Raw genomic sequence first — 21,225 nt, forward strand, 5'->3', positions numbered from 1 at the left:
TGAGTGACTCTACCATGCGTGATGCAGGCCCCAAGGGCGTTTCGCGTCGAAGATTCATCACAGGAACTGGTTCTATTTTAGGAGCCGTGGCCCTCGCGGGTCACGCCATCCCGGCCCAGGCCGGGGTCCGCTCCGCAGCCGCTCCGATCGACTCCGGGGCCCATGTCCCGGCCCTCGTGATCGGCACCGGATACGGCGGCTCCGTCGCCGCGCTGCGTCTCGCCCAGGCAGGCGTCGACGTGCACATGATCGAAATGGGCATGGCCTGGGACACCCCCGGCCCGGACGGCAAGATCTTCGCCAACACGACCTCCCCGGACAGTCGGTCGTACTGGCTCCGCACCAGGACCAAGCAGCCGCTCAGCAACTTCCTCGGCTTCCCCATCGACAAGAACATCACCCGCAACACGGGGATCCTCGACGCCGAGGAGTTCAGCGGGATCACCGTCTACCAGGGCCGCGGTGTCGGTGGCGGCTCGCTGGTCAACGGCGGGATGGCGGTCACCCCCAAGCGCGAGAACTTCGGAGCCGTCCTCCCGTCGGTGGACGCCGACGAGATGTACGGCATCTACTACCCGCGCGCCAATGCCGGGCTCGGGGCCGGCACCATCGATCCGGCCTGGTTCGACACCGCCGCGTGCTACCAGTACGCCCGGGTCGGCCGTAAGCAGGCCGAACGTGCCGGCTTCCCGTTCGTCTTCGTGCCCACCGTGTACGACTGGGACTACATGAGGCAGGAAGAGGCCGGAACCGTCCCCAGGTCGGCGCTGGCCGGCGAGATCCTCTACGGCAACAACTACGGCAAGAAATCGCTGCAGAAGACGTACCTCGACCGGATCAGAGCCACCGGCAGGGTCGCCATCTCGCCGCTGCACAAGGTCACTTCGGTCGCCCCGGCGGCAGGTGGCGGCTACACGGTCGTCATCGACCAGATCGACACCGGCGGTGTCACCACGGCCACCAAGACGGTGACCGCCGACCGGGTGTTCTTCGCGGCCGGCAGCGTGGGCACCAGCAAGCTGCTGGTCAAGCTGAAGGCCACCGGCGCGCTCCCCGGCCTGAACAACGAGATCGGCAAAGGGTGGGGCGACAACGGCAACGTCATGTGCGGCCGGGCCAATCACCTGTGGGACCCGACCGGCAGCCTTCAGGCGTCCATTCCCACGGGCGGCATCGACAACTGGGCCGCCGGTGGCGCGTTCGCCGAGGTTGCGCCACTGCCCACCGGGATCGAGACATACGCCTCGTTCTACCTCTCCATCACCAAGAACCCGAACCGGGCCGAGTTCTCCTGGAACGCCGCGACGGGCACGGTCGACCTGAACTGGCAGACCGCCTGGAAGCAGCCGTCCATCGACGCCGCCAAGACGATCTTCGACAGGATCAACCAGAAGGAGGGGACGATCTACCGGACCGATCTCTTCGGCACCTACAAGATCTGGGGCGACCACCTCACGTACCACCCGCTCGGCGGCGCGGTGCTGAACCGGGCCACCGACAACTACGGCCGCCTGCACGGCTACGTGGGCCTGTACGTCATCGACGGCTCGCTGATCCCCGGCAACACCAGCGTCAACCCGTTCGTCACCATCACCGCGCTCGCCGAACGGAACATCGAGAAGATCATCGCCACCGACCTGTGACGATCAACGGCCGGGCAGCGCGCACACGGTGTCGAGGCCCAGCACATGGTTGAGCCGGCCGAAGGCCAGCCACGATCCGATGCTCATGCTCAGCTCCACGATCTCGAGCTGACTGTAGTGCGCGGTCATCCGGGACCAGAACGCGTCGTCGAGGTTGTGGTGATCCAAGGCGTACCGCTCGGCGTATTCGGCGGCCAACCGGGTCCGGTCGTCGAAAACGTCGGTGGTGCGCCACTGGGTCACCGCGTCGGCGAATTCCTCCTCGACCTTCACACCGTCCCGTTCGGTCCGCCAGTCGAGGCAGAAGAGGCACCCGTTGATCTGGGCGATCCGCAACCGTGCGGCTTCGAACTCGCGCAGTCCCAGGGTCGTGTGGGCGTACACCGACAGCGAGAAGTTCGATGCGGCGATCCCGATCCCGGGCACCATCTCGCCCCACACGTACTCGATCGCGTCCTTGCCCTCGGGGATGTCGATGTTCATGGATGTCTCCTTCCGAGCCTGCCGACTGCGGGGCGCAGCGGGACGTCGAGCGCGTCGTAGATTCCTGGTTCCGCGTCCACGAGCCAGTCGATGGCGCTCACGAGCCGGCCGACCGCGGTGGCGTTCCCGCCGGCGGACCTGTTCTGGCCCTCGTCGGTGGCCTCGACCGTGACCTCGATGCGCGGACGGCCCTCGATGATCACTCGATGTGCGCCGTCACCGTCGGGCGGCGTCGGCCAGTCCGGTGCGCAGGAGGGGTGAATGCGCGTGATGTGCTCGATGACGATGCGGGGTTCGCCCCCGACGATGCCCTGCACTTCGAACCGCACGGCGCCCTGAGTGCCGGCCTCGAACGTGCCCATCGTCCTGGTGCTCACCGTGGCGTCGAGCGGTCGCCGGTCCAACGTCTCGCGGATGTCGTCGAGTTCGGCCCCCAGAGCCCTGGCCATCAGCCGTATCTGCCCACCCCACACCATGGTCGGGACGGTCGGTGCGAGCATCAGAGGCTCGTATTCCATCGGCTGGCCCATGCCGACCAGGTACCGGACCGATTCCTCCTGGTCGTAGGTGGAGTAGTCGAAGATCTCCTGACAGCGGATCACGTCCACGCAGGTGCCGAGTCCGCTGATCAGCAGCGGGAGTACGTCATTGCCCCAGCCGGGGTCGACACCCGAGACGAACAGCGAGCCGCCACCGGCCGCGACGGCGTCCAGCACCGGATCCCGCAGCTCCGACGGGGCGCCCAACTGGTCGTACAGGGCGTACAGCGCGGGGGTGACGACCACGGCCCCGGCCCGGATCGCCCTGGTGATGTCGGCGAGAGCCTCGTCGGGGCGGATGTCGCCGGACGCGGCGTACACGACGGCCTGCGAACCGGTGGCCAACACAGCATCGACGTCGTCGCCCGCCACGATCCCCAGCGGATGATCGAGCCCGCCGAGTTCGCCCGCGTCACGTCCCACCTTGTCGGGATTGTGGACGAGCACGGCGGTGAGCTGGAGCGCCGGATGGGCCTCGACAGCGCGGATCGCGGCGCGGCCGACGTTGCCCGTGCCCCAGACGACGGTGGAAATCATGCGCGGAGGGTAGCGAGAGGACCTGTCACTTCCTAGTGCCGCGACGTGACGAGTTCGCCGGGCGGAGCAGGGGAGTCGGCCGCCCCTGCGACGCCCCTCGGGCTGCGGCCGCCCGCGTCCGCCAAGGCTGATGGGGACGCCGTGCGGTCGGGGGCCGTTGGTCTCGCGGACGGTCCCTACGTCGGGGGTGTGTCGCTGAGTACGGTGTCGACGAAGCGGCCGCGCGGCACGGCGTTGGCGGCGAACCACTGGCCCAGACGGTGATCGGCCTCGGGGTGGACGAGCCCGGTGAAGCGGCAGCGCGAAGTGGCCAGGGCACCGGCCACCGCGTGCGTCACGGCCGGGGGAATGATCGTGTCCGTGAGTGGTGTGGCGAGGACCGCGCGGGTGGACAGGGAGCGGAAGACGTCGAATGCCGGAGACCGCCGCCAGCTGTCCGGCGTGCGGATGATCTCGGTGAATCCCGCGCCGAAGGGAACGGACCATGCCTCGGGCGCGTAGACCGCCGGCGCGCACAGTCCGATGGAGACGACCCGGGATCCGTAGTGCGCCACCAGGTCGGCGACGGTCTGCCCGCTCATGCTGAATCCGATCAGTACCAGCGGGCCGTCGTCGGGAACACGGCTGTCGATCACGGCTCGGGCCTGGGCGAATCTGCGCTCCAGACTCAGTTCGCTCAGCCGACCGGAGCTGTCACCGTGCCCGGAGAAGTCGAAGGCGAGAGCGTGGTGTCCGCGAGCGGCGAAGTCCGACAGCAGACCGGTGAGGCGTGACGTGTCGCTGGTACCGGCGCCGTGCAGGAGTACGGCTGTGGGGCGAACGAGCGGGGTGGGATGCGACATGTGCGGGACTGCTGCCAGGCAACTCAGGGTCTCGCCGTCGCACTTCAGCGTGAAGTGCCGCAGGGTGCCGCACCCTGGGCTCGTGTGGTCCGTGCCCGTCATGCCGCCTCGGCCTCCAGCCGGCTGGGAGCGCTGCGTGGCGAGCGGAGCAAGCCGGCTGCGCACGATGCCACGACGCAGAACCCAAGGGGCAGCAGGAAGGTCAGGTTGAGCGGGAGGAAGTGTGTCAGCGGTCCGATGACGGCGGGACCGGCCAGCATGCCGAGATAGCCCAGACCGGCGACACGCGAGACATTCGTCCCGGCGGCGCCCGGGTCGGCGTGGCCGGCGGCGCTGAAGAGCTGGGGGATGCAGCCGGACAGCCCGGCCCCGAACACGGCCCAGCCGACCAGGGCCAGCGGGATCGAGGTGGAGAACGTGGCTGTCGTCAGCCCGACCGCGGCCAGGGCCGCCCCGTAGCGGAGGATGGCGACGGGCCCGAAGCGCATGGCCACTCGGTCGGTCAGCAGTCGGCCGATGGTCATGGCGGTCGCGAACGCACCGTAGGCGAGGGCGGCGGTGGCGGCGGTGGCGTTCAGGACGTCCCGCAGATGCAGAGTGCTCCAGTCGTTGGCCACCCCTTCGCAGAGCATGAGCATCAGCGCGAGCGCGGCCAGCGCCCAGATGCGGCGGGATGTCCGGTGCGCCGGTTGCGTCACACCGGCGGAAGCCTTCTCGACAGGGGAGGGGACGTGTTCGGAAGGCAGGAGCCCGCGGGCGGCGAGTGCGGCGACGGCGAGGCCGAGGACTGCCACCGAGCCGAGGGTCGCCGCCGGGCTCCAGCCCCAGCTGAGTGTGCGCGCGCCCACCAGCGCGGCAAGGACGCCGCCGATGGAGAACGTGGCGTGGAAGGCGGACATGACGGGGCGTCGGTAGCCGCGCTCGACCTGGATGGCATGGGCGTTCATGCTGACGTCGAGGCAGCCGTTGCCGAGTCCGAGCAGTGCGAGTGCGGCTCCCAGCGTCCATGTGTCCGTGGCCAGACCTGGAAGGACCACGGCCGCGCTGCACAGAGCCGCACTCAGAGGTACGACGATGCGTGCGCCCCACCGATCGGTGAGCGGGCCCGTGATCCGCATGCCCGCGAAGGCTCCCGCGCCGAGGACGAGCAGCAGCCAGCCGAGCACGGCATGACTGATGCCCACGTGGCGCTCGACAGCAGGGATGTGGACCACCCACATCCCCAGGACGAAGCCGTTCAGGGCGAAGTAGGCGGTCGTGACCAGTCGGCCGGTCCGCAGCGATCTCTCCATGTCGACGAACATATCGAACATGCTTGATGTTCGAAAGGTTGCTTTGTGAACACCGATGATGTTCTATTGCTGATGTGGCGAGCGCAGAGCGACTGAGACGGATCACCGAGGCGGTACGCGACGCGGGCAGTGTCGGCGTCGCGGAGCTGGCCGCCCTGACCGGCGCGTCGGAGATGACCATCCGCCGCGACCTGGAGACCCTGGCTGAGCAGGGCGTCCTGGAGCGATACCGCGGAGGAGCGAGGAGTCTGCTGCTGCGCGGCGACGAACCCCCCTTCGGGTTGCGGGCGACGGAGGGGTTGGAGGCCAAGCGACGCATCGCCTCCGAGGTTGCCGGGCTGATCGCCGACGGGGAGTCCGTCGTCCTCGACAGCGGCACCACCTGCCTGGAAGTGGCCCGCGCGCTGGAGCACCGCCGCCTGACGGTCATGCCCCTGTCCCTGCACGCGGTGAACGCACTGACCGGAGCGCAGGACCTCACGCTGCTGGTGCCCGGTGGCCGCCCCCGGCCGGGAGAGCTCGCACTCACCGGCCCGCTTGCCGAGGCATCGCTGGCCGCCCTTCGTTTCGACACCGCGGTCATCGGCTGCTGCGGACTGAACGCCGCGAACGGCCTGACCGCGTACGACCTGGACGACGCCGCCGTCAAGCGGGCCGCGATCGCGTCGGCCCGCCGTGTCATCGCGGTCACGGACGGCGCGAAGCTCTCGCGTACCGCCCTTGCTCTTGTCGCGCCCGCCACCGCACTGCACGCCGTCGTCACCGACGAGGCCGCGCCCGAGGCGGAGGTCGACGCACTGACTGCGGCGGGTGTGCACGTGCGACAGGTATGACCTGGGCGTCAGTTGAACAGTGCGCGCACGTCACTGCGATACCGGCGGCCTGGGGCTGTCCCGTCGTGCCCGGTGGATCAGCGCACGGCGTCGGATGCGGCGCATCGCAGAATTGTCTGCGCAGTTCCGGTCCCCGTCAGGACGGACCGCGCCGACACGGACCTTGCGCTGCGAGTCCTCGGATCCGCCCGTTCGCCGCGCTGCACCGCTTGGTTGCCGGACGACTACGCGTCCTTGCTGCCACGGGAGTTGACAGACCGTTTCGTCGCCGAAGACGATCTTCCCGACGGCCCCCGTCGTCCCCCGGTGGCGGGCATCGGTCTCCACGACCCGAAGGCCGGAGACCCGAAGGCCGGAGACCCGAAGGCCGGAGACCCGAAGGCGGGATTCGAGGCCATGCTGTAGCTGCGCCGGAGACCGCCCGACTCCTGACCCCGGTCTTGCTGCCGCTGTGACACTCGTACGGTCCGCGCCCTCGCGACGGCGGAATGATGAAAGAGTTCTCGGTGCAGTGGGACACGCCGATGTCCGCGTGTCCGAATGTCCGTATGCCGACGATGGGACAGATTCCATGCCTCTCAAGGGTGAGTACGAGCCGAGCCCCGCACAGTGGGTCCGCGATCAGGTCGAGCTGTTCGAGAGCTCGGGCGGCACGGAGGGGACCACGATGCGGGGTCTGCCGGTCATCATCCTGACCACGCGCGGAGCCAAGAGTGGAAAGATCCGCAAGACACCGCTGATGCGGGTCGAGCACGACGGAATGTATGCCGTGGTCGCCTCGCAGGGCGGCGCTCCCCAGCACCCCGTCTGGTACCACAACATCACGGCGGACCCCCGGGTGGAACTTCAGGACGGCCCGGTCCGGCAGGACATGAACGCCCGTGAGGTCACCGGTGAAGAGAAGGCCGTGTGGTGGGAGCGCGCGGTCGAGGCGTTCCCCGACTACGCCGACTACCAGCTGAAGACCGACCGGCAGATTCCCGTCTTCGTCCTAGAGCCGGCGGCCCAGAGCCACTGACCACGACCAGGAGGCACTGTCCGGTTCGCCATGTTGGTACACCGACCTGCAGTGATTGCGCACGGTCACCCTCCGGGGTGCGGCGGGGAGAGGGCACTGATTGGCTGCGACATGTCCCCACCCCCTCCCGTCCCCAGGAGTGATCATGAGCGTTGCAGGCGAGTCCGCCAGTCGTGCGCAGCAGACGCAGGACAAGGTCCGTGAGCTGAACGAGCGTGCCGAGCACACGAGCGATCCCATGGAACGCCGTAGGCTGCACGACGAGGTCCGACGCCTACTTGAGCCCATACAGCAGGGCGGACGCGCGGCCGAGAACAGGCCGGGACGTCGTGCCGGCAGTCAGAAGGACGAGTTCCCGCCGCGGTGACGCACCGTTCGCGTCCAGCGGTAGCGATGGCCTCCCCCGACCTGCAGGGGAGGCCATTCGTGCCCGGCGAAGGGACTCCGGGCCGACCCATCCCCTCAATTGCGTAGCCGCAGTTCACTGTGGATTGCTGCGGATCTTCCGGCAGGTACAGGCCGAGATCGTTGATACCGAGGAAGCGGGCTGACCGCTCCGAACGCCGCGATCAGGACCTCTTCCGGTCGCTGCTGTCCCGTCCGGTCCACCAGGCCCGGGGCGAGGCCGACCGAAGCGGCCGTGCCACGTTCGCCGAAGCACTCCGAGACCAGCAACCAGGGAGGCCGTCATGGCCGACACCAACCGCACCAACCGCATTCTGATCATCGTCACCAGCGTCGGCGAGTACGAGAAGGCCGGATACCGCACCGGCCTGTGGCTCGGCGAGTTGACCCACTTCTACGATGTGGCCGAGCAGGCCGGCTTCGAGTCCACGATCGCCAGCATCGCCGGAGGACTGGTTCCGCTCGACCCGGAGAGTCTGGCTCACGACGTGCTCGGCGAGCTCGGCACGGGCCGGCGTTATGCCGACCGGGAGTTCATGGACAAGCTGGAGAACACCATGTCCGTGACCGAGGCCGACGTCGAGGACTACGACGCCATCTACCTCACCGGTGGTCACGGCGTGATGTTCGACTTCCATCAGAGCCAGGAGCTGGAATCCCTGATCGCCCGCTTCTACGACTCCGGCCGCATCGTCTCGGCGGTCTGCCACGGGCCGTGCGGCCTGCTCGATGTCACTCTCGAGAGCGGCGAACCACTGGTGAAGGGCAAGAGGGTCACCGGTTTCTCCTGGCCGGAGGAGGAGCTCGCCCAGCGGGACAAGGCCGTGCCCTACAGCCTGCAGGACGGGCTGAAGAAGCTGGGAGCTGACTACAGCACCGCGGACAAGCCCTTCGACTCCTACGTCGTGGAAGACGGTCGCCTGATCACCGGGCAGAACCCGGGCAGCGCGAAGGCCGTCGCCGACGCGGTCGTCAAGCACCTCAGCTGACGACCGGAGCCGGGATCTGCCCGGCCGGGCAGATCCGCGGGGCGGGGCCCGTTCCGGGATCGACTCTCGTCTTTCCCGTCGCGGAGCCCCGACGGCCCGTTGCCCTCGCGAGAGTTGGCCGCCGGGGCGAAGCGGAGTCCGCTTCACGCCGAGGCTGCGGCGACACAGAACTCATTGCCCTCCGGGTCGGCCATCATCACGTGGTGTCCGTCGAACTCCTCCAGGACACTCCCGCCCGCCTTCACCAAACGCTCGGCCTCTGCCTTGATCCGCGCCCATCGCTCGTCGGGACTGCCGTGTCCCGGCACCCGGACGTCCATGTGGAGCCGGTTCTTTGCCGTCTTGGGCTCGGGGACTCTGAGGATGGAGAGGCGGGGGCCGACCCCGTCAGGATCGCAGAGCCACGCGCCGTCGTCCTCGGATTCGTCCTCCGGCAGGTCGAACTGCGCGAGCCACTCTGCGCGTGTCTTGAAGGGAGCAGGTGGTGGCTCGTCGACGTAGCCCAGCGCCGTCTTCCAGAACGCGGCGAGGAGTTGCGCGTCCGCACAGTCGAGCGTCAGATCAATTCTGGGTGCCATGGCAGGACCGTACTGTGCACCTCTGACAATCAGCGCCTGGCGTGGGCCGTGTGTGACGGGTCGATGGTGTGCTTCCGCGACGCGGCTCAGCCACGCCGGTAGGCGGCGAGCTGTTGCGGGGTACGGCTGGGATTCGTCGTCCCGGCCGGCAGGAACACGGCCGTCGGTACACCCGTGACGATCCACAAAAAGATGTTCGTCGACCCTCACCACTTCATCCAGTAACTTCAAGGTTGTAGTAAAAATGCTTCCGGATCACTTCATGCTTGAAGTATGGTGAAGGCATGGAAGATCCACGGGAAGCCTCCGAGCCGCGCTGGCTCGACGCCGACGAACAGCAGCACTGGTACGCGTTCGCCTACGTGTTGACCCAACTGCCGGCCGCGCTGGAAGCCCGGATGCAGCGGGACGCGGGCATCAGCCACTTCGACTACGTGGTCATGTCCGCGCTCTCGATGGCGCCGGAGCGCACCCTGCGGATGAGCGAGGTGGCCCAGTACGCGGGCAGCACACTCTCCCGGCTGTCCAATGTTGTCGGCCGCCTGGAGAAGCGCGGCTGGGTGCGCCGCCGCCCCGACCCCTCCGACGGGCGCTCCACCCTGGCCACCCTTACCGACGAGGGCCAGGACAAGGTCGCCGCCGCGGCCCCCGGCCACGTCGACGCGGTGCGCCGCCTGGTCTTCGACCCGCTGACCAAAGCACAGCAGCGTCAGCTCGGCACCGCCTCCCAGCGCATCCTCGGCGCCATCCAGGCCCCGTGTCCCACGGACTGGGCCCCGGACGGGGCGACCCCCGCTGCGGCCGACCGGGACTGACCCCGGCGCCCCCCTTCCTTCGCCCCGGCCGACCGGCCGGGATCGCATCACCCCTCGAGGAGCACGCATGCCCACGATTGCCATCGTCGGAGCCGGACCGGGCCTGGGCCTGTCCATCGCCAAGGTCTTCGGCGGCCACGGCTTCGACGTCGCCCTGATCTCCCGTACCAAGGACAAGCTCGACGCCCTGGTCGCCGAACTCACCGAGGCCGGGATCACCGCGGAAGGCTTCCCGGCCGACGTCGCCGACGCCGCACAGCTCGCCGGCGCGCTCGATGCCGCCGTCGCGCGGTTCGGGCGGATCGACGTCCTGGAGTTCTCCCCGCACGCGGGCCTGGTCATGACCGCGCCCAAGGAGGTGACCGTCGACAACCTCCGGGCGCAGATCGACGGTCTGCTCTACGGAGCGGTCACCGCCGTCCGGACGGTGCTGCCAGGGATGCTCCAGGCCGGGGCCGGCACTCTGCTGTTCACCACCGGCGGCGGCGCGATCAACCCCTACCCGATGCTCGCCACCACCAACATCGCCCAGGCGGGCCTGCGGAACTGGGCGGTCAACCTCCACAACTCCCTTGCCGCTGAGGGCATCTACGCCGCCAACGTGGCCATCAACCTCATGATCGGCAGCCAGGCCCCCGAAGGTGTCCCGCACCGCTCGCCCGACGAGATCGCCCTCGACTACTGGGCCCTCCACACCAGTCGCGACCAGGCGGAACATCTCATCGGCGCCTGAGGACAGCACGCCGCCCGCAGCATCCTGATCCAGCACGAGAGCATCGACGCCCTCGTCCACACCACCGGCGTGTTCACATCCCAGGAGAGCCGCACGGCCGACGGGCTTCACCCGTTCTACGCGGTCAACTACCTCAGCCGCTACCACCTCACCCAGCTCGCCCGGCCGCCGCAACCCACTCCGATGGCGCCCGGTGCTACTCGACCGCCGTGGTCAGCGCCAGGGCTGTCTCTCTTACGTCGGGGTGAGGATGGCGTCGGAGGGCGCGGAGCTGGGTGCGCCAGTCCTGCGTCCAGCCGGTGCGGGCGCCCAGCGCCTGGGTGAGCGCAACAGCAAACAGGCCGCCTGCGCAGCCGGCGTTCGCCGTGAGCCGCTCGACCGCGCACAGCAGCACGAGCGGGTCTCCAGGGCGACGGGCGGTGTTGAGCCGGTTGCGGAGGGTCTCCGCCGTACGGGCGGCCAGGACGGGGCGGCCGGTATGCAGGGCCTCCAGACGTTGCAGCGCAGCGAGCAGCTGCGCCGGTTCCGCGTCGAGGTCGAGGGCCTTGGCGAACAGATGGGTGCCCTCCGGCAGGAAATCGGCTGCCCCGCCCAGGAGTTCGGATGCGCGCAGGGCCGCTGCTCGAGGTCCCTTCCCTCCCGTCGCCACCGCAGTCGCGAGTCGTGCGACCAGGTGGCTGATCCGCTGCCGGGCGGGCCGGTCCCGGTCGCCCTCCGCGTCCAGGTGGCGTGCGGGGGCCTTGGCCTCGGCCGTGATGAGCTGCCCCAGCGCCTCCAGCAGCGGGCCCGCGCTGTCGACCGAAGAGGTCAGCGCCACCAGCCCGTCCGCCGCCGCGCGCCAGGACGAGCGGTTGTCCAGGTCGACGGTGGCCTCCAGCAACAGCTGCTCGGCCTCGGGGTACCACGGCGACCAGCGCGCGAGCAGGCCCATCGCGGCGGCGGCGGTCTCCACGTCGCTGCTGCCCGACACCTGGCCCACCAGCCGCGCGTAGGGGGACCGGTCGTCGGACCGCAGCTCGTGCGGACGAGTGCGCAGGACTGCGGCCTGGGTGACCGGCAGGCTGTCGGCGGCGCGTTCCAGCAGGTGCCAGGCCGCGGGCGAACGCAGCAGCTCGGCGGCAACGGGGACACAAGCCGCCTGAACGTCGGGGTGCTGCCCGGGTAGGTCGAATGCCTCGGCGAGAATCGCGGCGGCGGTGTTGACGGGCAGCCGGGAGGCGGCCAGGCGGACGAGTTCCTTGCGACTGGTGACCTTGGCCGCCGGGGCGAGCGCGCCGTCGTCGGCAGGAAGCAGCGCGGCGCGCAGGACCGCCTCGAGTTGGGACGGGGCGACGAACCTGGCCGCCCGGGTGGCCGCGTAGAGCGCGACCCTCGCCCTGTCGTCCGCGGCGTGGGCGAGCAGGAGGGGTAGTGCCGCGGCGGGACGGTCCGTCCACACCAGAGCCCCGAGGGCGGCTTAGGCGTGATCCGGGCCGGCCGGCGCTCACTCCTTGACCGCACCCGAGTTGGCGCCGCTGACGAAGTAGCGCTGGAAGCAGAAGAACAGCGCGGCCACCGGAAGGGTGGAGAGCAGGGCCGCCGCCAGCTTCAGCGGATACTGCGTTCCGCCACCGAGTCCGCCCGAGACGAAGCGGGCCAGGCCCGTGGTGAGTGTCTCGTACTGGCCGGACTGCGTGCTGACCAGGAAGTGCGTGAACTCGTTCCACGACCCCTGGAACGACAGGATCGTCAGGGTGATCAGCGCCGGTCTGGCCATCGGCAGGACGACGGACCAGAAGATCCGGAACACACCCGCCCCGTCGACCCGCGCGGCCTCCTCGACCTCGCGCGGCACCGATTCGAAGAACTGCTTCATGATGAAGATGCCCGCCGCGTCCACCAGCAACGGCAGGACCATGCCCGAGTAGGTGTCGAAGAGTCCGAAGGTGTTGAGCACCAGGAACTTCGGGATGAGCAGGGCGACTCCGGGCACCGCCATCACTGCGAGCACAAAGGCGAACAGTGCCGAGCGGCCCCAGAAGCGCAGCCGCGCCAGTGCGTATCCCGCCATGGAGTCGAACAGCACCCGGCCCGCGGTCACCAGCACCGCCACGAGTGCCGAGTTGCCGAGCCAGCGCAGGAAGGGCACCCCCTCGGCGGCCTGGCTCAGCCCGAGCAGCCGCTGGTAAGCGGCTGTGGTCGGAGTGGTGGGCAGCAGGGCCAGCGGATGCGCGGCAGCGTCCGGGTCCGTCTTGAATCCGGTCACCAGCTGGAGGGCGAACGGCAGCAGATAGAGCAGACCCAGTCCCAGCACCGCGGCGTATCCCGCCAGCCGCCACCGCAAGGGGAAACGGCTCAGAACAGGGCGTCCGCGGTCGCGCGGGCCGCGACGGTGGGGGGAGCGCTGAGGCCGGTCCCGTATGGCCGTTCCGGCGGCGGTCATCGGTTCCTCCCGGTGCTTGCGCCGCGCTCCCGCAGCGCCCAGCGCTGGAATGCGGTCAGGATGAGGATCAGGGCGAGCAGGATGAACGCGATCGCGGAGCCCTGCCCGAAGTCCGCGTTGTCGAAGCCCGCGGAGTACGACAGGAAGGCGGGTGTGAGCGTCGTATTGCCCGGAGCGCCCTGACCCATCACATACACCTGGTCGAAGACCTGCCAGGTGGAGATCAGCCCCAGGGTCAGGACCAGGAACAGCACGGGGCGCAACGCCGGCAGCGTCACATGCCGGAGCATCTGGCGGCGGTTGACCCCTTCCATGGCGGCCGACTCCTCCAGCTCCCGCGGAATGTTCTGGAGTGCCGCGAGGAAGATCAGCATGAAGGTGCCGGAGGTGGTCCACACGGCGAGCAGGATGAGTGTGCACATCGCGACCGAGGGGCCCGAGAGCCACTCGAACCACGACAGTCCCAGGGCGGAGTGATCGGCGAGCATTCCGGTGGGTCGCTCGGGATCGACGATTCCCAGGCTGCCCAGGATCAGGGAGAGCACCCCGCGGGGGTCGGCGAACCAGTTCGGTCCCTTGACCCCGATCCAGGACAGCATGGTGTTCACGGATCCGCTGCCCTGGAAGAGAAAGAGGAAGACCGTTGAGACGGCGATGGAGCTGGTGACGGACGGGAAGAAGAACGTCGTGCGGAGGGCGCCACGCCCCCGGAGCAGCTTCTGGTTGACGACCAGGGCCAGCCCCAGTGCCAGCACGGTCTGCAGGGGGACGGTCAGCAGTACGTAATAGGCGTTGTTACGCAGGGAGGTCGCGAAGAGCGTGCGGTCGAGTCCGTCCTGCGTGAGCAGCGCCCGGTAGTTGTCCAGGCCGACGAAGTCGGCCTGGCCGGAGAACGGGTTGGACTGTCCGTCCCAGTGCAGCAGGCTCACCCACAGCGCCATCAGGATGGGAAGCACCATGAACAGGCCGAGGACGAGCACCATGGGGCTGACGAACAGCCAGCCCCAGGTGCCCTCCCCGCGAAGGCCCGCGCGCCGGGCGCGAACCTTCGCGGTCGTACCGGCTCTGCCGGGTGCGCTGTCAGGTGCGCCGGGCGAGCCGGTTGTGCGGGTGATACTGCCGGCGCGCATCGTGCGGATGGGCATGGGGCTCAGTTGCCCTTCGCGATCGCCTGTTCGCCGTTGCGCTGAAGGTCGGCGAGGATCTTCTTCGGGTCGGCAGTGCGCAGCGACTGCAGATCGGTGTTGAACTGGCTCAGCACCTTGTCGAAGCCGGCGATCGTCACCGGGCCCTGCGCATAGGCGTTGCCCTCCACCCAGGCCTTGGCGGCCGGCTTCTTCTCGGCGTAGGTCTTGAGCGCGCTCGTCCGCGACGGCATGACACCGAACGCGTCGGCGAAGTCGAGCTGTTGCTGCGCGGAGGTCAGGTACTTCACGAGGTCGACCCCCGCCGCCCGGTGCGCGCTGTCGGCGGCGACTCCCCAGCAGTTGCTGAAGGCGAGGGTGCCCTTCCCGGCGGGTCCCTCGGGCAGCGGCGCGACGGTGTACTTCACGTCGGGGTAGTCGAGCTTCATGCCGCCCTCGAGCCAGTTGCCCTCGATGGTCATGGCGGCCTTGCCCTTGCCCAGTGCCTCACCGCCCCAGCTGGTGTCCACCTGCTTGGCGAACTTCATCGAGCCGGACTTGAGCAGGGACTGGACGAAGTCGAGCCCCTTGGCGTTCTCCGGGGCGCTCGCGGTCATCTTCTGCTGGTTCGGGTCGGTGAGCCAGCCGCCCGCCTGCTTCATGAAGACTCCGAGCCGCTGGTACTCGTCGCTGGTGACCAGGCCGGTCACGCCGTTGCCGGTGAGCTTGTCCGCGACGGTCCTCAGCTCCTCCCAGCTCTTCGGATAGTCCTTTTCCGTCAGCCCGGCCTTCTTCCACAGGTCGGTGTTGATGGCGAGAGCGAGGGTGGAGGAGTCCTTCGGCAGACAGACCAGTTTCCCGTCGTACGAGAACGAGCCGCGCAGCTGCTCGGAGAAGTCGTCGGCGTCGGATATCCGGTCCCCGTACGGGTACAGCGAGCCGCCCTTCGCGTAGTTCGCGAACTGGTCGGAGTTGACGTAGAAGACGTCCGGCGGCTTGTGCCCGGCGAAGGACTGAGCGAGCTGCTGGTTCATGTCCTTCGCGACCTCGACCGAGACCGAGTTGCCCGACTTCTTCGCATACGCGGCAGCGGCAGTCTTGACTGCCTGGGTCTCGGCGTCCCCCGAGGTGGCGATCAGTACCGTCAGTTTCTGCTTGCCGGCCTTGTCCTGCGCCGGCTCCTTGTCGCTGCCGAAGCTGGATGAGCAGCCGGTGGCGGCCAGGAGCGCCGCGCAGGTGGCGAGGGCGGCGACGGCCGTACGGGTTGCCATGAATTCCTCCAGGTGGGATGAGGCTTGCGGCTCAGCTGCCCGGAAAGGGCGTGCTGTGAATGGGGCCCGTCAACAGGCACGGGGGTGGTTCAGCCGTCCGACGCGGATGTGCTGTCCCGCACGACGAGGGACGGTTCGAGCAGGACTCGCTCGGGGGGAGTGCCGAGTTCCGACATCCGGGCCAGCAGAAGCCGGACGCATTCGCGGCCCACGGCCTCCAGCGGCTGGGCGACGGTGGACAGTCCGGGGGAGAGGAGGGCCGCCGTGGGGGAGTCGTCGAAGCCGACGACCGCGACATCCTTGCCCGGCACAGCCCGTCGCTCGCGCACGGCGTGGTAGCAGCCCAGTGCGAGCATGTCGCTGGCGGCGATCACGGCCGTCGCGCCCGCGTCCAGCAGTGGTCCGACAGCGGCCTGCGCCGAGGCGATGTCATCGATGCTCCGTGCCCGCTTGCCACGCACCGGAAGGCCGTGCCGTTGCATGGCGCGCTGCCAGCCCATGGCACGGTCGTCACCGACTCCGGAGCCGCGCGGCCAGCCGAGGAACGCGATCCTGCGATGCCCCAGAGCCACCAGATGCTCGACCGCGGCGTCCGTGCCGGAGGCGCCGTCGACATCCACCCAGTCGCCGATCTGCCGGCCGGACCACATCCGGCCGAAGCCCACGAACGGCACACCGCGCTTTTCCAGCCAGGCCTGGCGCTGGTCGCCCCGCTCGGTGCCGCTCAGCACGAAACCGTCCACGCTGTGCAGGTCGAGGAGCTCCTCGTATCCGTCGAGACCGGCGCTGCCGGGGGGTGCGGCGAAGAGCAGGATCCGATAACCGGCCTCGTCGGCGGTCTGGGACAGGGCGTGCAGAAACCGGTCCATGACCGGGGCCGAGGTGCCAGGGGCGGTGGGACGGATTCCGTACCCGATGAGCTTGCTCGATCGGGTACGCAGGGTCTGGGCCGCTCGGTGCGGCCGATAGCCCAGCTCGTCGATGGTGCGGCGGACCCGCTCCAGGGTTTCCGGACGCAGCAGCTCGGGCGAGTTGAGCGCGTTCGACACCGTCTGCGGAGAGACTCCGGCCCGCCGTGCGACCGTGGCCAGGGTGACTGAACCGGCCTTGGGTCTGGGGGAGTTGGGCGAGCGGGGCATCAGTGTCTCCGGAACCGGTCGTACGAGCGGGTGAGTTCATTGGAGCGTTCCAAAACCGTTGTCAACGCACTGAAGTCGTCGTTAGGGTTCTTGGAACGCTCCAATGCCTGAGAGGTTCTGCTCTGTTGGACACCACTGTCAAGACCCACGACATGACGAACTCCGACACGGGGGCCGGCCCGGCGGTCGAAGGCCTCCAGCCGTTCCTGCATGACGCCTGTGTGACGCTGTACGCCCCGAGCTTCGCGATCTCCCACGCGGACGGACAGATCGACGGTGCCGCCGACGGCTTCTACCACGGCGACAGCAGAGCCCTTGCCCGGCTGACCGTCGCGGCCGACGGAGTCGCGATCGCCCCTGTCCGAGGAGCCTTCGAGGGAGCGGACCGGGCGACCTTTCGCAGTGTGCTGCGCGGCCTGGGCGAGGAGACACCGGATCCGGCCGTCACCCTGCACCGGCGCCGCCACGTCACCCCCGGGCATCTGGAGGAGACCCTCGAAGTCGCCAACGCCGGGCGGCAACATGTCCATGTCCGGCTGATCGTCGCCGCCGGGACGGACCTCGCCCCGATCGAGCGCGTCAAGTCCGGACACGCCGCGAGCCCGGTCATCGCCAACGTCACGGAGGGCGGGCTCGGTTGGTCCAGGGACACCTTCGCGGTACGACTCACCGGCTACCCGCGGCCTGCCGCCGTCGACCCGGCCGCCGGAACGCTGGTCTACGACATCGAACTCGCTCCCGGCTCGGCATGGACCGCTGAACTGCACTGCGACGCGGCTCATGAGGACGGCGACCAGTTCCCCGCGCCCCCGGCCGACAGCCTGCCCTGGCGGACACCGGTCCTGCGCAGCGCCGACCGGCGCTTCGACCACTGGCTGAGTCAGTCGGCCGCAGACCTCGACCGGCTGCGGCTGACCGACCCGGTCGATCCCGCCGACCAGTTCCTGGCCGCCGGGGCCCCGTGGTTCCTCACCCTCTTCGGCCGCGACGCCCTGTGGGCGGCCCGCATGCTGCTGCCGCTGGGCACCGGTCTCGCCGCCGGTACGCTGCGCACACTCGCCCGCCGGCAGGGCACGAAGTCCGACCGGCACACCGAGGAGCAGCCCGGCAAGATCCTGCACGAAGTGCGCCGCGCCACCCAGAACTTCAACGACAACTTCTCCCTGCCGCCCTGCTATTACGGTACGGTCGACGCCACCCCGCTCTGGATCACCCTGCTGCACGACTCCTGGCGCTGGGGCCTCGCGCCCGAACAGGTCGAACAGCTCCTGCCGCACGCGGAGTCCGCCCTCGCCTGGATGCGCGACCACGGCGACGCGGACGGGGACGGCTTTCTGAAGTACATCGACCACACCGGTCGCGGGCTGGCCAACCAGGGCTGGAAGGACTCGGGTGACTCCATCCAGTACCGCGACGGCCGCCTCGCCACCTCCCCGATCGCGCTGTGCGAGGTCCAGGCGTACGCCTACGAGGCGGCCCGCGGCGGCGCGGCACTGCTGCGCGCCTTCGACCGCCACGGCGCAGACCGGTGGGAGGAGTGGGCCGAGCGGCTGCGTGAGCGTTTCCGCAGGCACTTCTGGGTGGAGGACGAGCGCGGACCGTACCCGGCCGTGGCGCTCGACGGGGAGAAGAAGCCGGTGGACTCGGTCACCTCGGGCTTCGGCCACCTGCTGGGCACGGGCCTGCTCGACCATGAGGAGAGCGCCCTGCTGGCCGCCAGGCTCAGCGCTCCCGACCTCGACTCCGGCCATGGTCTGCGGACCCTGAGCAGCAACTCCGTGGCCTACAACCCGTACGGCTATCACATCGGTTCCATCTGGCCGCACGACACGGCGATCGCGGTGCACGGCCTGGTCAGGGCCGGCTTCCCGGACGCAGCCGCGTCCCTGTCCGAGGGACTGCTGACCGCATCGGCGTCCTTCGACGCGCGGCTTCCTGAACTGTTCGCCGGTCATGGAGCGGCGACCGACACCCGGCCCTCGCCCTATCCGGCGTCCTGCCGCCCGCAGGCCTGGGCGGCGGCCTCGTCCATCATGATCCTTCAGTCGGTGCTGGGTCTCTCCGCCGATGTCCCCGGCGGAATACTCACGGTCGCGCCCGGCTTCGCGGAGGCCTACCGGCCGCTGAAGGTCGAGGGGCTCGCTGTCGCGGACGGGAGGCTGGACATCTCCGTCGACGCCGACGGCACGGCACACATCGAGGCCCCGAAGGGCCTGGTGGTGAGGAGGCAGCACACGACACCTTGTTGACCCGGAGCGGCTGTACCCGATCCGAGGCAGGGTCCCGTGGGCCGGGGTCAGGTCCTGTCTCGGGTCAGGCGGCCGAGGCCGTGACGAGGGCCGCGGCCGGCACCCGGAGCACCGTCCCGCGGCAGGCCCTCCCTGGCACTGCGGCAATGCACGAACCCCGGCTCGTACACCACTCTCTCGTGGCGACGTCCGTCCGGCACTGCGGGCCGCTTCGCCGTCGTCGGCCATGGGCCCCGCCCTGCCACGCACCCGGCGGGGGCTGTCTCAGCCGCCGGTGCCGAGCGTGAGCGTAGGCCGTTCCAGTTCGAACCAGACGGCCAGGTCCAGTGTCCGCTCCAGACCGGTGCGGTCCGCGGTGCCGACCTGGCCGGGCTCGGTGGCAATGATCTCCTGCAGCCGGCCGCGGTCCAGCAGGTCGAGAGCGGGGCTGTTGCCTGCCGACAGCACGTCGCGGACCTGGGTCTGCAGCTCCACAGCGTAGGCCGGGTCCTGGGTCGAGGGGTACGGGCTCTTGACCCGCTCCAGAACCGAACGCGGCAGCAGGTCCGCGGTGGCCGCCCGCAGCAGACTCTTCTCCCGGCCGTCGAACGTCTTCATCGACCAAGGGGTGTTGAAGACGTACTCGACCAGACGGTGGTCGCAGAACGGCACGCGCACCTCCAGACCGGTGGCCATGCTCAGCCGGTCCTTGCGGTCCAGCAGTACCCGCACAAAGCGGGTGAGGTGCAGATAGCACACCTCCCGCATCCGACGCTCCAGCGGATCGCGTTCCCCGTCCAGGCGCGGCACCTGCGCCATGGCCTCTTCGTAGCGCTGGGCCACGTAGCCTTCCAGGTTCAAACGTTCGCGCAGCCCGGGCTCGAGCACCGAACTGCCGCCGCGGCCGTGCTCGCGCCCCAGGGCCGCCAGCCAGGGGAATGTGCCGGCATCTCGTGCGGCAGGATCGTGGAACCATGCGTAGCCGCCGAAGACCTCGTCCGCGGACTCACCGGACAGTGCCACCGTGGAGTGCTCGCGGATGGCCCGGAACAGCAGGAGCAGCGACTGGTCCATGTCACCCAGCCCCAGGGGCAGGTCCCGCGACCGCACGGCTGCGGCGCGCACGCTCGGATCCGCCAGTCCCTCGGGGGCGAGGACGATGTCCCGGTGGTCGGTTCCGACGTGCCTGGCGACGTCGTGCACATAGGGAGTGTCCGGCGTGGCCCGCAGATCGTCGGGGACGAAGTTCTCGCTCTGGCCGACGAAGTCGACGGCGAAGCTGCGCACGGTCTCCTTGCCGCGCAGCTGTTCGGCTGCCAGCGCGGTGACCGCGCTGGAGTCGAGCCCGCCCGACAGCAGGATGCAACGCGGCACGTCGGAGACCAGCTGGCGGCGGACGATGTCGTCGAGCAGCTCGCGTACCCGCGCGACGGTGTCGTCGCGGCTGTCGGTGTGTGCGACGGAGCGCAGCTGCCAGTAGGGGTGGGTGCGCAGGCCGGAGCGGTCGACGGTCACCAGCGTGCCCGGCTCCACCTCCCGCATCCCTCTCCAGATCGCGTGACCCGGGGTCTTGGCCATGGAGAACAGCTCGCGCAAACCCTCCAGATCCACCTCGCGGGGCACCATCGGGTTCGCCAGGATGGCCTTCGGCTCGGAGCCGAAGAGCACGCCGTCGTCGGTGGGGAAGTAGTACAGCGGCTTGATGCCCATCCGGTCGCGCATCAGGTGCAGCCGCTCGGTGCGGCCGTCCCAGATCGCGAAGGCGAACATGCCGTTCAGCCGCTCGGGGAGGTCGGCGCCCCATTCCAGGTAGCCGCGCAGTACGACCTCGGTGTCGCTGTCGGTGCGGAAACGCCGGCCGTTTCGACGCAGTTCGTCGCGCAATTCCCTGTAGTTGTAGGCCTCTCCCGAGTAGAGCAGCACGACATCGCCGTCCGGCGTGCTCTCCGTCATCGGCTGGACACCGCCGGGCAGGTCGATGATGGCGAGTCGGCGATGGCCCAGCGCCGCGTGTCTGTCGAGCCACAGGCCGTGTGCATCCGGTCCGCGGCAGGCCATCGTGACGTTCATGGCTTCGGCGGTGGACCGTTCCTGCCGCAGGTCGCGCCGGTAGGACACCCAGCCGGAGATGCCGCACATGGGGTGGCCCTCCTTGTCGTGGAGAAAGCATCCAGGGGATGCGTACCTTGCCGACTATAGGGATCAAGCGGATATAACGGGTGGCTGATGTCGGCCTCTCCGCGGCCGTGTCGACCTGCTTGCAGGCCGCACGGAACACCCTCAGGGAACGCTGCACCTACGGACTTGTACGCCTGGGCGACGGCGACGGCGGCC

The 21,225-nt window shown here is 69.3% G+C and carries 20 protein-coding genes; 9 read left to right on the plus strand and 11 right to left on the minus strand.

Features of this window, described 5'->3' with window-relative positions; all coding sequences use genetic code 11:
- Positions 1-14: 14 nt before the first annotated feature.
- Positions 15-1,643 carry a GMC oxidoreductase gene (locus ACFU8W_RS02650; protein WP_384032046.1) on the plus strand — a complete coding sequence of 543 codons (1,629 nt, stop codon included), beginning with the start codon at positions 15-17 and terminating at the stop codon, positions 1,641-1,643.
- A 3-nt stretch (positions 1,644-1,646) separates the two neighbouring features.
- Here the strand turns inward: ACFU8W_RS02650 and ACFU8W_RS02655 are convergent, their stop codons facing one another.
- The 4 genes from ACFU8W_RS02655 to ACFU8W_RS02670 form a co-directional block, all read right to left on the minus strand.
- Complete coding sequence (locus ACFU8W_RS02655; RefSeq protein ID WP_384031567.1) at positions 1,647-2,126, minus strand: carboxymuconolactone decarboxylase family protein; 480 nt, start codon at positions 2,124-2,126, stop codon at positions 1,647-1,649.
- Entirely contained in the window at positions 2,123-3,202 is a 1,080-nt protein-coding gene (locus ACFU8W_RS02660) for a dihydrodipicolinate reductase (RefSeq protein ID WP_384031569.1), read from the minus strand. Before ACFU8W_RS02660 ends, ACFU8W_RS02655 begins: the two co-directional genes overlap by 4 nt.
- Positions 3,203-3,378: 176 nt before the next feature.
- Complete coding sequence (locus ACFU8W_RS02665; RefSeq protein WP_384031571.1) at positions 3,379-4,146, minus strand: alpha/beta hydrolase; 768 nt, start codon at positions 4,144-4,146, stop codon at positions 3,379-3,381.
- Complete coding sequence (locus ACFU8W_RS02670; RefSeq protein ID WP_384031573.1) at positions 4,143-5,336, minus strand: MFS transporter; 1,194 nt, start codon at positions 5,334-5,336, stop codon at positions 4,143-4,145. Before ACFU8W_RS02670 ends, ACFU8W_RS02665 begins: the two co-directional genes overlap by 4 nt.
- A gap of 74 nt (positions 5,337-5,410) precedes the next feature.
- On the opposite strand from ACFU8W_RS02670, the gene ACFU8W_RS02675 reads away from it, so the two are divergent.
- The 5 genes from ACFU8W_RS02675 to ACFU8W_RS02695 all read left to right on the plus strand — a co-directional run bounded on the left by ACFU8W_RS02675 (position 5,411) and on the right by ACFU8W_RS02695 (position 8,581).
- Positions 5,411-6,169, plus strand: coding sequence for a DeoR/GlpR family DNA-binding transcription regulator (locus tag ACFU8W_RS02675; protein WP_384031575.1), 759 nt, complete (start codon positions 5,411-5,413; stop codon positions 6,167-6,169).
- Between the two features lie 249 nt (positions 6,170-6,418).
- Positions 6,419-6,574, plus strand: coding sequence for a hypothetical protein (locus tag ACFU8W_RS02680; RefSeq protein WP_384031577.1), 156 nt, complete (start codon positions 6,419-6,421; stop codon positions 6,572-6,574).
- Between the two features lie 166 nt (positions 6,575-6,740).
- On the plus strand, positions 6,741-7,187 hold the full coding sequence (locus tag ACFU8W_RS02685; RefSeq protein WP_384031579.1) for a nitroreductase family deazaflavin-dependent oxidoreductase: 447 nt from the start codon (positions 6,741-6,743) through the stop codon (positions 7,185-7,187).
- A 145-nt stretch (positions 7,188-7,332) separates the two neighbouring features.
- Entirely contained in the window at positions 7,333-7,554 is a 222-nt protein-coding gene (locus ACFU8W_RS02690) for a DUF6381 family protein (RefSeq protein ID WP_327242607.1), read from the plus strand.
- Positions 7,555-7,876: 322 nt separating this feature from the next.
- Positions 7,877-8,581 (plus strand): type 1 glutamine amidotransferase domain-containing protein, encoded by a 705-nt coding sequence (locus ACFU8W_RS02695; protein WP_384031582.1) that lies wholly within the window; start codon positions 7,877-7,879, stop codon positions 8,579-8,581.
- A 143-nt stretch (positions 8,582-8,724) separates the two neighbouring features.
- On the opposite strand, the gene ACFU8W_RS02700 is transcribed toward ACFU8W_RS02695, so the two are convergent.
- Positions 8,725-9,159, minus strand: coding sequence for a VOC family protein (locus ACFU8W_RS02700; protein WP_384031584.1), 435 nt, complete (start codon positions 9,157-9,159; stop codon positions 8,725-8,727).
- Between the two features lie 284 nt (positions 9,160-9,443).
- Here ACFU8W_RS02700 and ACFU8W_RS02705 point away from each other — a divergent pair, with 284 nt between their 5' ends.
- Positions 9,444-9,974 (plus strand): MarR family winged helix-turn-helix transcriptional regulator, encoded by a 531-nt coding sequence (locus ACFU8W_RS02705; protein WP_384031586.1) that lies wholly within the window; start codon positions 9,444-9,446, stop codon positions 9,972-9,974.
- A gap of 67 nt (positions 9,975-10,041) precedes the next feature.
- Entirely contained in the window at positions 10,042-10,707 is a 666-nt protein-coding gene (locus ACFU8W_RS02710) for an SDR family NAD(P)-dependent oxidoreductase (protein ID WP_384031588.1), read from the plus strand.
- Between the two features lie 196 nt (positions 10,708-10,903).
- Here the strand turns inward: ACFU8W_RS02710 and ACFU8W_RS02715 are convergent, their stop codons facing one another.
- The 5 genes from ACFU8W_RS02715 to ACFU8W_RS02735 form a co-directional block, all read right to left on the minus strand.
- A complete protein-coding gene (locus tag ACFU8W_RS02715) occupies positions 10,904-12,145 on the minus strand; it encodes a hypothetical protein (protein ID WP_384031590.1) in 1,242 nt (413 codons plus the stop codon).
- A 45-nt stretch (positions 12,146-12,190) separates the two neighbouring features.
- The gene (locus ACFU8W_RS02720) at positions 12,191-13,129 is read right to left on the minus strand and encodes a carbohydrate ABC transporter permease (protein ID WP_345519045.1); all 939 of its coding nucleotides are present in this window, start codon (positions 13,127-13,129) and stop codon (positions 12,191-12,193) included.
- On the minus strand, positions 13,126-14,274 hold the full coding sequence (locus ACFU8W_RS02725) for a carbohydrate ABC transporter permease (RefSeq protein ID WP_384031592.1): 1,149 nt from the start codon (positions 14,272-14,274) through the stop codon (positions 13,126-13,128). The genes ACFU8W_RS02720 and ACFU8W_RS02725 overlap by 4 nt, the downstream gene beginning before the upstream one ends.
- Positions 14,275-14,279: 5 nt before the next feature.
- A complete protein-coding gene (locus tag ACFU8W_RS02730; protein ID WP_384031594.1) occupies positions 14,280-15,524 on the minus strand; it encodes an extracellular solute-binding protein in 1,245 nt (414 codons plus the stop codon).
- An 89-nt stretch (positions 15,525-15,613) separates the two neighbouring features.
- A complete protein-coding gene (locus ACFU8W_RS02735; protein WP_384031596.1) occupies positions 15,614-16,663 on the minus strand; it encodes a LacI family DNA-binding transcriptional regulator in 1,050 nt (349 codons plus the stop codon).
- Positions 16,664-16,788: 125 nt separating this feature from the next.
- Between ACFU8W_RS02735 and ACFU8W_RS02740 the strand changes: the two genes are divergently transcribed.
- On the plus strand, positions 16,789-18,912 hold the full coding sequence (locus ACFU8W_RS02740; protein WP_384031598.1) for a glycogen debranching N-terminal domain-containing protein: 2,124 nt from the start codon (positions 16,789-16,791) through the stop codon (positions 18,910-18,912).
- A 264-nt stretch (positions 18,913-19,176) separates the two neighbouring features.
- On the opposite strand, the gene asnB is transcribed toward ACFU8W_RS02740, so the two are convergent.
- Entirely contained in the window at positions 19,177-21,030 is a 1,854-nt protein-coding gene (asnB, locus tag ACFU8W_RS02745; RefSeq protein ID WP_384031600.1) for an asparagine synthase (glutamine-hydrolyzing), read from the minus strand.
- Positions 21,031-21,225: the final 195 nt, after the last annotated feature.

The organism is Streptomyces sp. NPDC057565, from assembly GCF_042801455.1.
GTDB classification, from domain to species: domain Bacteria; phylum Actinomycetota; class Actinomycetes; order Streptomycetales; family Streptomycetaceae; genus Streptomyces; species Streptomyces yanii.

Excerpts from the sequence above, each read along its gene's own strand:
- ACFU8W_RS02665 (WP_384031571.1), bottom strand. The coding sequence starts at position 4,146 with ATGACGGGCACGGACCACACGAGCCCAGGGTGCGGCACCCTGCGGCAC.
- ACFU8W_RS02690 (WP_327242607.1), top strand. The coding sequence starts at position 7,333 with ATGAGCGTTGCAGGCGAGTCCGCCAGTCGTGCGCAGCAGACGCAGGAC.
- ACFU8W_RS02725 (WP_384031592.1), bottom strand. The coding sequence starts at position 14,274 with ATGCCCATCCGCACGATGCGCGCCGGCAGTATCACCCGCACAACCGGC.
- ACFU8W_RS02705 (WP_384031586.1), top strand. The coding sequence starts at position 9,444 with ATGGAAGATCCACGGGAAGCCTCCGAGCCGCGCTGGCTCGACGCCGAC.
- ACFU8W_RS02710 (WP_384031588.1), top strand. The coding sequence starts at position 10,042 with ATGCCCACGATTGCCATCGTCGGAGCCGGACCGGGCCTGGGCCTGTCC.
- ACFU8W_RS02670 (WP_384031573.1), bottom strand. The coding sequence starts at position 5,336 with ATGGAGAGATCGCTGCGGACCGGCCGACTGGTCACGACCGCCTACTTC.
- ACFU8W_RS02720 (WP_345519045.1), bottom strand. The coding sequence starts at position 13,129 with ATGACCGCCGCCGGAACGGCCATACGGGACCGGCCTCAGCGCTCCCCC.
- ACFU8W_RS02660 (WP_384031569.1), bottom strand. The coding sequence starts at position 3,202 with ATGATTTCCACCGTCGTCTGGGGCACGGGCAACGTCGGCCGCGCCGCG.
- ACFU8W_RS02685 (WP_384031579.1), top strand. The coding sequence starts at position 6,741 with ATGCCTCTCAAGGGTGAGTACGAGCCGAGCCCCGCACAGTGGGTCCGC.
- ACFU8W_RS02655 (WP_384031567.1), bottom strand. The coding sequence starts at position 2,126 with ATGAACATCGACATCCCCGAGGGCAAGGACGCGATCGAGTACGTGTGG.
- ACFU8W_RS02735 (WP_384031596.1), bottom strand. The coding sequence starts at position 16,663 with ATGCCCCGCTCGCCCAACTCCCCCAGACCCAAGGCCGGTTCAGTCACC.
- ACFU8W_RS02695 (WP_384031582.1), top strand. The coding sequence starts at position 7,877 with ATGGCCGACACCAACCGCACCAACCGCATTCTGATCATCGTCACCAGC.
- ACFU8W_RS02730 (WP_384031594.1), bottom strand. The coding sequence starts at position 15,524 with ATGGCAACCCGTACGGCCGTCGCCGCCCTCGCCACCTGCGCGGCGCTC.
- ACFU8W_RS02650 (WP_384032046.1), top strand. The coding sequence starts at position 15 with ATGCGTGATGCAGGCCCCAAGGGCGTTTCGCGTCGAAGATTCATCACA.
- ACFU8W_RS02700 (WP_384031584.1), bottom strand. The coding sequence starts at position 9,159 with ATGGCACCCAGAATTGATCTGACGCTCGACTGTGCGGACGCGCAACTC.
- asnB (WP_384031600.1), bottom strand. The coding sequence starts at position 21,030 with ATGTGCGGCATCTCCGGCTGGGTGTCCTACCGGCGCGACCTGCGGCAG.